At 62.7% G+C, this 13,142-nt stretch carries 11 protein-coding genes; 5 read left to right on the plus strand and 6 right to left on the minus strand.

Features of this window, described 5'->3' with window-relative positions:
* Positions 1-34: 34 nt before the first annotated feature.
* Positions 35-1,228, plus strand: a complete 1,194-nt coding sequence (locus M2103_RS00675; protein WP_277508073.1) for a hypothetical protein — start codon at positions 35-37, stop codon at positions 1,226-1,228.
* A 322-nt stretch (positions 1,229-1,550) separates the two neighbouring features.
* On the opposite strand, the gene M2103_RS00680 is transcribed toward M2103_RS00675, so the two are convergent.
* Complete coding sequence (locus M2103_RS00680) at positions 1,551-2,891, minus strand: thymidine phosphorylase (protein ID WP_277508074.1); 1,341 nt, start codon at positions 2,889-2,891, stop codon at positions 1,551-1,553.
* Between the two features lie 289 nt (positions 2,892-3,180).
* On the opposite strand from M2103_RS00680, the gene lptD reads away from it, so the two are divergent.
* From lptD to M2103_RS00700, 4 genes are all read left to right on the plus strand, one after another.
* On the plus strand, positions 3,181-5,331 hold the full coding sequence (gene lptD, locus M2103_RS00685; protein WP_277508075.1) for an LPS assembly protein LptD: 2,151 nt from the start codon (positions 3,181-3,183) through the stop codon (positions 5,329-5,331).
* Positions 5,332-5,458: 127 nt separating this feature from the next.
* The gene (locus tag M2103_RS00690; RefSeq protein WP_277508076.1) at positions 5,459-6,724 is read left to right on the plus strand and encodes an RsmB/NOP family class I SAM-dependent RNA methyltransferase; all 1,266 of its coding nucleotides are present in this window, start codon (positions 5,459-5,461) and stop codon (positions 6,722-6,724) included.
* A 49-nt stretch (positions 6,725-6,773) separates the two neighbouring features.
* Positions 6,774-7,424, plus strand: coding sequence for an imidazole glycerol phosphate synthase subunit HisH (hisH, locus tag M2103_RS00695; protein ID WP_277508077.1), 651 nt, complete (start codon positions 6,774-6,776; stop codon positions 7,422-7,424).
* A 116-nt stretch (positions 7,425-7,540) separates the two neighbouring features.
* Positions 7,541-8,272, plus strand: coding sequence for an RNA methyltransferase (locus M2103_RS00700; RefSeq protein WP_277508078.1), 732 nt, complete (start codon positions 7,541-7,543; stop codon positions 8,270-8,272).
* 30 nt (positions 8,273-8,302) lie between these two features.
* On the opposite strand, the gene M2103_RS00705 is transcribed toward M2103_RS00700, so the two are convergent.
* From M2103_RS00705 to cobT, 5 genes are all read right to left on the minus strand, one after another.
* On the minus strand, positions 8,303-9,694 hold the full coding sequence (locus M2103_RS00705; protein ID WP_277508080.1) for a patatin-like phospholipase family protein: 1,392 nt from the start codon (positions 9,692-9,694) through the stop codon (positions 8,303-8,305).
* Between the two features lie 95 nt (positions 9,695-9,789).
* Positions 9,790-10,356, minus strand: a complete 567-nt coding sequence (locus M2103_RS00710) for a histidine phosphatase family protein (RefSeq protein ID WP_277508081.1) — start codon at positions 10,354-10,356, stop codon at positions 9,790-9,792.
* 22 nt (positions 10,357-10,378) lie between these two features.
* The gene (locus M2103_RS00715; RefSeq protein ID WP_277508082.1) at positions 10,379-11,005 is read right to left on the minus strand and encodes a transposase; all 627 of its coding nucleotides are present in this window, start codon (positions 11,003-11,005) and stop codon (positions 10,379-10,381) included.
* A 151-nt stretch (positions 11,006-11,156) separates the two neighbouring features.
* Positions 11,157-11,927: an adenosylcobinamide-GDP ribazoletransferase gene (locus M2103_RS00720; RefSeq protein ID WP_277508083.1), complete on the minus strand. Its 771-nt coding sequence runs from the start codon at positions 11,925-11,927 to the stop codon at positions 11,157-11,159.
* Between the two features lie 77 nt (positions 11,928-12,004).
* Positions 12,005-13,048, minus strand: a complete 1,044-nt coding sequence (gene cobT / locus M2103_RS00725) for a nicotinate-nucleotide--dimethylbenzimidazole phosphoribosyltransferase (RefSeq protein WP_277508085.1) — start codon at positions 13,046-13,048, stop codon at positions 12,005-12,007.
* Between the last annotated feature and the right edge of the window lie 94 nt (positions 13,049-13,142).

Consider the following 13,142-nt stretch of genomic DNA (forward strand, 5'->3'; position numbering starts at 1 on the left):
GCATTGCAAACTCACACCCAAAAAAACGAAACCCATGAAATTACTAAAAAACTCCACGCTTCTGGCATGCGGACTGGTGCTTTGCGCAATGCCGCAAACCACCCTCGCAAAGGGCGTGACGCCCAAACCCGGCGAAAACCCGGACATCAGCTACACGGTGAGCTTTGGCAAGGAGCTCAGCAAAACACCGGCGAAGCGCACCATCACCATCCCCAACGTCGGCGAGTTCCGCGTGCTCAAGGGCGACTTCCACATCCACACCCTTTTCTCCGACGGACGCGTCTGGCCCACCCAGCGCGTGATCGAGGCCGACGGCAACGGCCTCGACGTGATCGCCATCACCGACCACATCGAATACCGTCCGTTTGTCGGCGGCGTCCCCCGCAAAAACAAGGCGGGCAAAGTCACCAACTTCCCCCTGCTCAACGGGACCGAGGACTACAACCTCTCCTACGAGATTGCCAAGGTCGAAGCCGGCAAGCGCAAGCTCCTTCTGGTGCGCGGCACCGAAATCACCAAAAGCAAAATGCCCCCCGGCCACGTCAACGCGCTCTTCGTCACCGACGTGAACAAGATCGCGGCGAAGCAGAACGACTTCCGCGAAATGTTCAAGGAGGCCGTGGCGCAAGGCGGCTTCCTGCTCTGGAACCATCCCGGATGGGAGGCGCCAAAAAGCGGCGGCATTGCCAACGGCGCGCCGACCATCTTCACCGATGTTCACAAGGAAATGTATGAAAAAGGCTGGATGCACGGCATCGAGGCTTTTAACGGCAAGCAGTTTTATCCCGTTGTGGCAAAATGGTGCACCGACAAAAACCTCGCCGTTTTTGCCAACAGCGACATCCACCCGCCCGAGTTCGACATGTATGGCGTGCGCAATCCCCTGCGCCCAATCACGCTCGTGCTCGCAAAGGAAAAAACGCTGGAATCGGTTCGCGAGGCGTTCTTCGCCAAGCGCACCATCGGCTGGGCCGCGAACATGGTATTCGGACAGGAAAAATGGGTGCGCCAGCTGTTCGAAGCATGCGTTGAAATCAAAAAGGAAAGCGGAAACCTGATCTTTGTGAACCGCAGCAGCATTCCCGCCAAAATCAAGGTCGGCGAAAAAACCGTGCAACTCGATCCGATGTCCAACGCCACCGCCCAATCCGGTGCGACGGCCAAGACGATCACCGTGGAAAACTGGATGGTCGGCAAATACAAGCCGCTCATCGTGCCTGTGAACTGATCCTGCGGCAGCATCACAATCTCACCCTCAAAAGGGCGGCTGAAAAGCCGCCTTTTTTCATGCGCGCAACGCATGATGTTTCGCGTAGGGGCGCACCTTGCGTGCGTCCTCGTGGTCGCCCGCTTTGTGCACACGCTCGCACACAGTCTCTCGCATAATACCAACGTCTACGAGCTTTTGGACTTTGGTAGGGCGAACCCTCCGGGTGAGCCGTTCACGGCTTCGGCTCACCCGGAGGGTTCGCCCTACCCTGAATAGTCTGAAAACATAAGGATGTTGGTATAAGAGGTCGCATGTCAGGTGCGTCCCCACGGCGACCCCCTTAAATGATTTCGGTCACCAACGCCTCCACCGCGACCGGCGCCTGCGAAAACGTGATTGCCCTCGCCACGCCTTCGCGAGCCTCCGCAAGCGCGTCCTCGTTGTTCGCATGGATAACCGCGAGCGTGTCGCCCGCCGCCACGCGCGCGCCCGCTTTCACGAGTTTCGAAATGCCAGCCGCATGGTCGATCTTGTCCTCCGCGCGAACACGGCCCGCGCCCAAACGCAACGCCGCCAACGCGACACCCATCGCGTCAACACCCGCAACATAACCGCCCGCCGCGCCGGAACTGGCAACAACCGCCTCCTGATGTTTCGCCGACGGCAAATGCCCCGCCGGATCATCGACCACGCGCGGATCGCCATTTTGCGCGACGATGAGCGCGCGCAGTTTTTCCAACGCCGCGCCACTCGCGATTGCGTTTTCCAATTTTGCGCGCGCCTCCCCCATCGTCTTCGCCACGCCCGCGAGCAACAACATCTGTTCGCCAAGCGCATAAGTGACCTCCATCAAATCCGCCGGACCTTTTCCGCGCAGGCAATCAACGCACTCCGCGATTTCGAGCGCGTTGCCCACGGCGCGGCCAAGCGGCTGGTTCATCGCGGTGAGGATCGCGCGCGCGGGTTTGCCCAGATGGCGGCACGCGGCGACCATCGTCGTCGCGAGTTCGCGCGCGCGAGCCTTTTCCCTCATGAACGCGCCCGCGCCGAACTTCACGTCGAGCACGAGCGCGTCGATTCCCTCGGCGAGTTTTTTTGACAAAATGCTGCCCGTGATAAGCGGGATGCTTTCAACCGTGCCCGTCACATCGCGCAACGCGTAAAGTTTTTTGTCGGCGGGCGCGAGTTCGGCGGTCTGCCCGATGAGCGCGACGCCGAGCGTTTCCATTTGCGCGCGATACTCGGGCAACGTGAGCCCGACGCGAAACCCCGGAATCGACTCCAGCTTGTCGAGCGTGCCGCCCGTGTGCCCGAGGCCGCGCCCGCTCATCATCGGCACCGCCACGCCGCACGCCGCGACCATCGGCGCGAGGTGGATGGAGACCTTGTCCCCCACCCCGCCGGTCGAGTGCTTGTCAACCTTGGGAAGGCGAACGCCCGGCAAATCCGCGACCGTGCCCGAGTTCATCATCGCCTCCGTGAGCGCGGCGGTTTCGTCCGTATCCATTCCTCGAATACAAATTGCCATGAGCATCGCGCTCAACTGGTAATCGGCCCAGGAGCCGTCGGTCGCGCCGCGCACAAAAGCGTCGATCTCGTCGCGCGTAAGTTTTCGCGCGTCCCGTTTCGCGGCGATCACATGCTGGGGGAAAAGCAATGGGAATTTTGGCACGGCGCTCATGGCGGCAAAGCGTGGCGGACGTTTCCGCGAGGGCAACGAAAACCCACGAGCCCATCACTGAGAACGTAGCAAAATTTCGCAGGGCAACAATAACGCGCTTGCGCCTGGGAGCGCGGGCGTCTCGCCCGCAAGACGGCGCGCCGCGCCGCCCCCAAAAAAACACCTGCGGACAAGATGTCCGCGTTCCCGGGCTCAGGCACGATCCGATCAAAATTTGGCACCCCTCGACACCAGCGACAAAACCCCGTGCTTGCACGCCGCCCCGCGTCTCACTTTGCTCCCGCGAATCGTGATTCGTCGCCTTTTCGCCATTTTTATTCTCACCCTGCCGCCGCTCTGCGTTTTTGCGGACGGCACGGCGACGGTGTCACGCACGGCGTCCGCGCTCGCGCGCGAGTTTGCTTTTCAGGATTTCGAATTCACCGCGGGCAATGTGCGCACTGATCGCGCGACGCGCGACATCGTTTACACCGGCGACGCCCGTTTCACCCAGGGCATCGCGCTCCTCACCGCCGACGAGCTGCGCTACAACCGCGCGGGCAACACCGCCGTCGCGCGCGGCCGTGTCGTTTTCACGCGCGGCCCCATGCGCATGCTGGCCGACGAGTTCGTCTACAACATCGCCGACGGCACGTTCTCCGTCGAGGCGCCCCGGCTCGGCGAGTTTCCCTACTACATTTCGGGCGCGCGGGCGTCCGGCTCCGCGCAGGCCGTCACGCTCACGGAGGCCACCGTATCGTATCAGGAACCCGGCGTCTTTGTCCCGCAGCTCGGCGCCGGCTCGCTCACCTACACAAGCGGGTCCGACCAGCGTATCCACACATCGAATACACGCATCGGCATCGGCGCGGTTCCCGTCATCAAGCTGCCTCGCCTTTCGCAGGGCGTAGGAGGGAATTCCTTCATCGGCAACACCAGCGGCAGGATCGGTTATCGCGGCAACCTCGGCGCGTTCCTCGACCTTGGCACGCTTGTGCCCGTCGCCGACGGACTCCGGCTCGGCGGCAATGTCGGTTACTACACCAAGCGCGGCGTCCTTTTCGGCCCCGCCGCCGCCTACGACATCGCAACGCCCGGCGGCGGGCGCATGACCGGTTCGCTCAACACCGGCTACATCCACGACAACGGCAACCGCCTCACAGACATCCTCGACCGCCCCGTGCCGGCCGACCGGGGATTCGTCACGTGGCGGCACAGCCAGGGCGTCACCCCCAACCTGCGTGTTTTTGGCGAGATAAACTACTGGAGCGATTCCGAGATCATTCGCGATTTCAGGCGCAACGAGTTCTATCCCGTGCAGCAGCCGGACAATTTTCTCGAGGCCGACTATGCGCGCGACAACTTCATCATTTCCGTCTTCGCCCGCGCGCAGCTCAACTCCTACTACCCCGTCCAGCAACGCCTTCCCGAAGTCCGCTTCGACCTCCTCCCCTCCCTCATCGGCGTGCAGGGGATTTATCAAAAAGGCCAGGCCAGCGCCGCCTCGCTCACCGACGACTCGCCGCTTTATCTGCCCGCGAGCATCGACAGCAACCGCCTCGACGCCTACTACGCGCTCTACCGCCCCGTCGCCTACAAGGACATCGCCACGCTCACCCCCGTGTTCGGCGCGCGCGTCACCCACTATGCCGACGCCAACGGCAAAAAAGACTACACTCGCTACCTCGGCGAAATCGGCTTCGACGCCACGCTCCGCGCCGCCGGCACTTTCGATTACAAAAACGAAAAATGGGGCATCGACGGCCTCCGCCACCTCGTCACGCCGCGTCTCTCCTACCGCTACATCCCGAAAGCCGACAAGGGCTCGGCCTATATTCCGCCCGTTGACGACCAAACTTTCTCCACCTACCTCCAGCCGCTCGGCCTCGGCGAGATTCGCAACATCGACCAAATCAGCCCCACGAACACCTTCCGCATCGGCCTCGACAACACACTCCAGACCCGCGACAAGGAATACGGCTCGCGCGACCTCGCCATGCTCAACCTCGCCGCCGATTTTCGCCTCGACCGCACCGCGCCCGACGGCGAGCACGACCTCTCCGCCATCCATGCCGAACTCGCGCTCATGCCCGCGCCGTGGCTCCGTTTCAACCTCTACCAAAGTTTCACCCCGCGGGATTTCACACTCCGCGAAATCAACACCGGTTTCTCAATCAACGACGGCTCGCTCTGGTCCGCCGGCCTGTCCACGCACTATCTGAAAGGCCAGATCAACGAATACATTGCCGAGAGCCGCTACCGCCTCAACGAAACCTACCAGGCCTACGCACGCCTGCGCTACGACGCGCGCGAGCATCGCTTCAACGAGCGCAGCTTCGGCATCATCCAAAAACTCGGCCACAACCTCTGGACGATTCGCTACGGCATCTCGCTCTATGAAGGCCAGGCCCGCGAAAGCAAATTCGGCTTTAGCATCGAGGTTCGCCTCATGAATTTTTGAGAAATTACGAATTACCAATTACAAATTACTAATGGAAAACACCCATGCGCCCGAAGCACGGCACACCCACCCGACGCGTCATTCATGATTAGTAATCAGTCATTAGTAATCCGTAATTAACACCCCCATGTCGCGCGCCGAAAACCAGCTTCGCATCTTTGAAACGCTTTGGGACGAAATCCGCCCCCACATCCGCACCGATCGCAACCTCCCCGCGCGCATCCAGCAACGCCTCGCCAAGGAAAAACGCTTCGGCTCCCGCGACCGCCGCCTCTATCGCGAGCTCATCTACACCGCGCTGCGCCACCTGCCCTGGCTCGAAACCCAAAACGCCCACGCCAGCCCGTCCTTCATTCCGCATTCCGAACTCCGCATTTCGCATTTGGCTCTCTGGCTCGCCCCCGACACCCCCGGCACGCTTCCCCTCAAACAGCAACTCCTCGCCAACTTTCCGCCCGCGCCCGCCACCATCGCCGAACGCGCCGCAATCCTCGAACAACAACCCGCCACGCTCCTCCCCGCGTGGTTTCGCGAACATTGTCCCGCGGCCTTCGAGCCGCCCAACATCGACGCGCTCCACACGCGCGCGCCGCTCTGGCTCCGCCTGCAAACCGACAACCTCGCGCCCGTTTTCGCCGAGTTCGCCGCGCGCGGCTGGACATGGCGCGCCTCGCCCGTCCTCCCCGACGCCATCGAGCTCCAAGCCGCCAACGACCCCGACCTCACAAAAACCGAGGCCCACCAACGCGGCCTTTTCGAAATTCAGGACCTCGGCTCGCAACTCATCCTGCCGACCGCGCTCGCATCTTTCAGCCCTTCAGCCCTTCAGTCCTTCAGCCTTTTTCTCGACGCTTGCGCCGGCGCCGGCGGCAAGACGCTCCAACTCACGCGCCTCCTCGGTCCCGCCGTGCAAATCGACGCCACCGACCCGCGCCCCGACGCCCTCGCCGAACTCAAAACCCGCGCCGCCCGCGCAAACATAAAAAACATCCGCATCGTCCCCCAACCCACGCTTGCGTCCGGCAATCCAAAATCCGCAATCCGCAATCCAAAATCCCACGACGCAGTCGTGGTCGACGCCCCTTGCAGCGGCACCGGCACATGGCGTCGCGCCCCGCACCTCAAATACACGACAACAGAGGAAACCATTCGCACCGCCGCCGCGCGCCAGCTCGAAATCCTCGCGCGCCACGCGCCGCTCGTCCGCGACGGCGGCTTGCTCATCTACGCCACCTGCTCGCTCAGCCGCCGCGAAAACGAGGACGTTGTCGCCGCCTTCCTCGCCGATCCCGCGCACGCCGATTTCACACTCGTGCGGCAAACCACCATTCTCCCCGCCGAGCACAACACCGACGGCTTTTTCACCGCCACGCTCCGTCGCGGCTCGATTTAATTCGACTTAAACCGCCGCTCAAAAAAACATACGCGCCTTTTCTTCGTCCGTGAATAACGACCAGACAGACACCGCAACCACACACATCGCCGTCATCGACAACGGCATTTGCAACCTGCGCAGCGTCACCAAGGCGCTCGAGGCCGTTGGCGCCGCCACGCACGTCATACGCACGCCCGCCGAGCTGCCCGCCGCGGCCACCGGGCTTGTCCTGCCCGGCGTCGGCGCGCTCCGCGATTGCGTCGCCTCGCTGCAAGCCAGCGGACTCGCCGGCACCGTGCGCGAGTGGATCGCCGCCGACCGCCCCTTCCTTGGCGTGTGCCTCGGCATGCAGGCGCTCTTCGAATATTCCGAGGAGGGCGACACGCGCGGCCTCGGCATTCTCCCCGGCAAAGTCGTCCGCTTCGAGCTTCCGCCCGAATACAAAATTCCGCACATGGGCTGGAACACCGTGCGCTTCACACAACCCGGCTCCCCCCTCGCCGCCGGTCTCAAGTCCGAGGGCGAGTCGTTTTATTTCGTGCACAGCTACCATTGCGTGCCCGACGATCCCTCGGTCGTGCTCGCCACCGCCGATTACGGCGGCGCGTTCACAGCGGCAATCGCGCGCGGCAACTGCCACGCCACGCAATTTCACCCCGAAAAAAGCCAGGCGCGAGGCCTGCAACTTTACCGCAACTTCGTGAAAATCTCCCGCTGAACGAATTTTCGATTCTTGATTTTCGATTCTCGATTGCGCGCTACCGCGCGGTGCCGAATTCGAAAATGGAGCGGAAGCTCCCAATCGAAAATCCAAAATCGAAAATTTCCACCCCCATGCTCTCCAAAACCGACATCGCCCGCATTCGCTCGCTCCGCGAAAAAAAACATCGCGAGGCGCTCGGCCTCTTTGTCGTTGAGGGCGAAAAAGTCATCGCCGAACTCCTCCGCGAAAAATTCCCCTTTCTGGAAATCTACGCCACGCCAAGCTCGCCGCTCGCCAAAAACGCGACTCCCGTCACCGAGGCCGAAATGGCGCGCATCAGCCACTACCCGACACCGGGCGCCGCGCTCGCCGTCGGCCCGATCGCGCGCCCCACGCTCGCCGACAACGAGCTCGCGCGCGGACTCACACTCGCGCTCGACGACATCCAGGACCCCGGCAACGTCGGCACGCTCCTGCGCATCGCGGACTGGTTCGCCTTCGATCGCGTCGTCTGCTCGCCCGGGTGCGCCGATCTTTTTTCGCAAAAAGTCATCAACGCCAGCATGGGCTCCTTCGCGCGCGTGCGCGCCGTCGCCACTCCGCTCGCCCCCGTTCTCATCGAGGCCGCGCAAGCAGACACGCCCGTTCTCGGCTGCGATCTCGGCGGCGGCGATGTGCACGAGCTCGAGCCCCTTCACAATGCCGTCGTTGTCGTCGGCAGTGAGGGACGCGGACTCACGCCGGAAGTTCGCGCGACGGTCACGCGACTTGTCACCATTCCCCGCCACGGCCGCGCCGAATCACTCAACGCCGCCATCGCCGCCGCCATCGTCGCTGACAACCTCCGTCGCGCGCAATCGTAACAGGTTTTGCCTCCGGGGTGCCCGCTGGATTCATTTCCCGCGATTGTCTCCGGCAAGGTCGCGCAGGAGGCGTTGAAACTCCGGCGAGTCGCGCAGGATTTTTCCGCCCGCGGCTGTCAGGCGGTCTATTGTTTTGTCGGGCAGGTGAAAACGAGTCGGCAGGGTTTGGAAAAATTCGCGTTCGTTGTCGTCGGAAAGTTTTTCGAAATCGACGATGACGATGTAAAACTCGGGCGCGAGCTGCGCCGCGGCGGTGAAGGGGCGGTCCCTGTATTGCCAGTCCTCGACGAGGTGCATGAGCGACTCGAGCGTGCGCGCGTTGCGCTGGTTGCCGCGGATGTCGTTTATTTGCCTCATGGTTTCGAGCGAGCCGGGCGTGCGCTCCACATCGGTGAGGTGGCCGCCGCGCCGCGCCTCGGCGTTCACGATCACGATGAGGAGTTTTTCGGGCGGTTTCATGCGCACGTGGGCCATCAATTCGTGCAGGCCGCCGAGCATCACGCTCGCGTCGATGATGCCATGCAGTCCGAGGTTGTCGGACATGCCCCCGTCAACGAGGTGAATGAAGGGCCGCTCGCCCGCGTCGGTGTAGGAGCGCATGATTTTGCGCAGGTATTGCTCGCGCTCGGTGAGGGGGCGCAACGGGTCGGTCTTGCGCGCGGGCAGCAGAAGCGGATCGACGTAGGTGGCCGAGGAGGTCTTGGTGGAATAGTTTTTGAGCGTGACCGGCGTGAGCGCGACGGGCACTGCGGACGAGGCGGCGACGGCGCGGGAAATGGGGTAACGGGAAAGGTCCGACGAGATCAGGTCGAAGGTTGTCTGCGTGAAGGAGAATTGCTCGGCGTTGCCCGCGTCGGTGGCGTTGATGGAGAGGATGGGGCGGTTTCCGTTTTTGAGGAGATCGCCGAAGGTGGCGCCCTTGAAGAGGCGCTTGTCGTAGTAGCGGGCGGCCATGTCGCTGCGTCCGTAGTAACCGGAGCCGAGGCGAAACCACCAGTAGGGGTTGAGGAGGCGCAGGCTGAGTGCGGCGTCGGTGTTGTGCTTGAGGTAGCGTTTTTCGAAGTCCTCGAAAATGCGATCCCCGTAGAGGCCGTAATAGGCGGCGGTGAAGCTGCCGCCGGAAACGGACGAGATGAACTCGATCCGGTCGCTCAGGCGGTGCGCGTGCCCGTCGAGCGAAACGCTCGTGTCGGCAAGCGCCTTGAGCACGCCGTAGGAAAGCGCGGAGGCGCGTTTGCCGCCGCCGGAAAAAAACAGAAAAACGGCGAGGTCGGTTGTGTTTTCAGCGGGCGCGCGCAGGCTCTCGGGAGGCGGCGTGTCCTTGTCGAGCGGCTGGTTGAGCGGCGCGTGGGCGCAGCCGGAAAACAAAAACGCAATGGCAAACAAAACCGCCAACACAACCGCGCCGCGTGCGAAACGCACGCGTGCATTCAAAATTTGGAGAACGTAAGCCGGGCGCGACATGACGAAGTTTTGTCCCGCAGAGAGAACGATTGCGGAAAATAAGTGTCAACGCTTCACGCGGCGGCCAGCGGCGAACCATGCGGCACGGGCTCGCCGAAAAAATCCATCAGGCCGCGCCCGCTCGCATGGGCGAGCCACGAACGGATCACGCCCGCGTGCGTGATGATTGCGATGCGCAACGCGCCGCTTTCATCCGCCGCGATGCGCGAAAGAATTTCGTCGCGAACCCCGCCGACGCGCGCGTGCAACTCCGCGCCCGTCTCGCCGCCTGGCGGACGGACGCGCATCGGGTCGAGCGCCCACGCCTCGCTCCGCGGCGAACGAAAGCTTTCCCACGCGCGGTTCTCCCATTCACCGAAATCGAGTTCGAGCAGGCGCGGATCGACGCGGATATTGGAAACGCCAAAACGCTCCGCGAGCCGCGTGCAGCGCGAGGCCGGGCTCGTCCAAATTTCGGACGGCCGCCAGGGCATGAGTGAAAGCGCGGTCGCGGCTTCATCGGCAAAAGTGGACGCGAGCGGCACGTCGGTTTGCCCATAGCAAACCCCCGGCGCGACATCGACACGCGTGTGGCGGATGAGAAAAACGCGGGAAACGCTCCGGGAAGGTAGCACAGACATTCTTGTCTGTGCCTGTGCCGCTTTATTTTTTGTATAGCCAGTATTCATCGAAACTCAGGCCGGCCTTGCGCGGGTTGTCCGCAATATAGCGAAAGTAATGTGCAAGCTGTTCATTGCTGCGAACAATGTGGTCGTAGCTCTCGTCATGCCAGAACGATCCTGTTGTGCCGAGCAGTTGATTGGCCGCTCTCGCGCTCGCGCCCTTGATGCCCTTTAGAGTCGCGGTGATTGTGTGATGATGGAGCGGCTGCATCAAAGCATGGACGTGCGTGGGCATGATCACGGCTGCATGCAGCAAAAAACGTTCGCCGACAAAACGTGCCAGACAGTTGGTGACAATGTCCCTAACATGGGATTTTGCGAGCGCGCGCGAACCGTTGCCCTGATCGAGCCATGCTTCATAATGTTTGCCGAAGCGTTCGTCATATTCGGCCCAAACCGCGGCATCCCACGGCGGCGGATGCGCTTGTTTCCAAACATTGAAGCTGTTTCGCCATGTGCGCAGCGTTTCCTGCGGGATGGAATCAGCGAGTCTAAAAGTGATCCAATAAACGGCCCCGGTGCTTGCGCTGATTGTCCAGTGGGGAAGATTTCTCCGGGATATGTGTATATCCGCGCCGAGGCCGACGAGATCGCGTTCGTGGGGCATGGGATTGATGAAGTTCGCGAGGACTTTTCGTCAGCGCAATTTGAACGCAAGTGAATACCGCACTATTCATAAAAACAGCACGGATATTTCCGGCTGGGTCTGTCTGTGTTCGGTGCGCGAGTGATTCACGGCACAGACAAGAATGTCTGTGCTACCTTGCCCAAACAAGCGCGATTGCGCAGAGATAAAACGCGGCCTCGCAGACCTGCTGGGTCGCGCCGAGGCAGTCTCCCGTGTAGCCGCCGATGCGGCGTTTGCAGAGCCACGCCATCACTGCGCGCGCCGCACCAACCGCGACCAGCGTCCACCAAAAACGCACCGGCAGCAGCGCGAGCGGCGCGAGCGCGAACACAAGCGAAACCGCCAGGCGCCAGCCGCGCAGTGTGGTGGCGAGCGGTTTCGCCTTCCCCTGTTCGCTCACATACGCGAGCGTGGTCATGAGCGTGCCGGACGCGCCGCGCGACACCGTGTGCGCCGCGAGCAAAAGCGCGGGCGTGAGCCACGCCGGTTGCAACGGCAGCGCGGCGACCGCCTGCCATTTGAGCGTGAGCATGACGACAAGCCCGATCGCGCCGAACGCGCCGATGCGCGAGTCGCGCATGATTTCGAGCACGCGGTCCTTCGGCGCGCCGCTGCCGAAGCCGTCGCACATGTCGGCAAAGCCGTCCTCATGAAACGCGCCGGTGAGCAACAGCGTGACGGCAAGGCTCGCGCCGCTGGCGATTGCGGGCGGCCAGATTTGAATCGCGCCCCACCACGCGAGCGCCGCCGCGCCACCCGTGAGCCAGCCGACCAGCGGAAAATAAGCCGACGAGCGTTGCAGGTCGCCGGGATCGTAGTCCTTGAACGACGGCATCGGAATCCGCGTGAAAAACATCACCGCGGAATGCAGCGCGCGAAGCTCAGTTTGGAGGAAAGACATGGTTTAAAACGAAGAAAGAGGCGCAAAAGGCACAAAGAAAAAATCTGTTTTTCGCGCCCCCTGCGCCTTCGTTGCGCTCATTCCCTGTTGCTGACTTTGGCCGATTCGAAGGTCGCCATTTCGCGGAGGAAGGCGGCGGCGCTCATGACGAGCGGCCACGCGAGCGCGGCGCCGGTTCCCTCGCCGAGACGCAGGTCGAGCGCGATGAGCGGCTTGCCGCCGAGCAGCGAAACAAGTTTCGGATGCGCGCCCTCCGCGCTCGTGTGCCCGAAGATCGTGTAGTCGAGAACGGCGGGGTTGATGCGCGAGGCGACGAGCAGCGCGCTTGTCACAATGAAACCGTCGTTCATCACGAGCATGCGGCGCGAGGCGGCGGAGAGCATCGCGCCGGCCATCATCGCGACTTCGCAACCGCCGTAGGCCGCGAGCGCGGCGAGCGGATCGGTGATCGGGCCGTGACGCGCCTGCACGCGTTTGAGAATGTCGATTTTGCGGGCGAGCCCGGCGGGATCGTGCCCCGCGCCGCGCCCGGTGCAGTCCTCGAGCGGAGTGCCGGTGAGCGCGCTCATGAGGAGCGAGGCGATGGAGGTGTTGCCAATGCCCATTTCGCCAAAGATGACGGCGTTGCAACCGCGCGCGTGAAGATCGCCAATGATGCGGTCGGCGTGCGCAAAGCAGAGCTCGACCTCGGCGGGCGTCATGGCTTGTTCGCGAAGGGCGTTGCGCGTGCCGGGCATGACTTTGCGCGAGATGAGATCGGGATGCTCGGGCAGCGCCCCGGCGACACCGGCGTCGATCACCTTGAGGTGGAGCCCGTGCTGGCGCGCGAAGACATTGATCGCCGCGCCGCCCGCGAGAAAGTTGAGCACCATTTGCACGGTGACTGCCTTGGGAAACGGGCTCACCCCCTCGTCGGCAAGTCCGTGGTCGCCCGCAAACACGAGCGACGCCGGCGCGCGAAGCTCGGGCGCGAGCGTGCCCTGCATGAGGCCAAGCCGGAGCGCGACTTCCTCAAGCCGTCCGAGCGAGCCGGGCGGCTTGGTCTTGTTGTCGATGGCCGCGCGGAGCGCGGGTTCCAGTTCGTTTGCGAGAGAAGGAATGAGGGGAGGAGTGTGTGACATGAGATTGGTGGATGGATTTTCGATTTTCGGTTTTCGATTTTCGATTTTCGATTGCGCGCTACCGCGCGATCTCGAAATCGGAAATGGAGCGGCA

The organism is Ereboglobus sp. PH5-5 (assembly GCF_029504805.1).
GTDB lineage: Bacteria > Verrucomicrobiota > Verrucomicrobiia > Opitutales > Opitutaceae > Ereboglobus.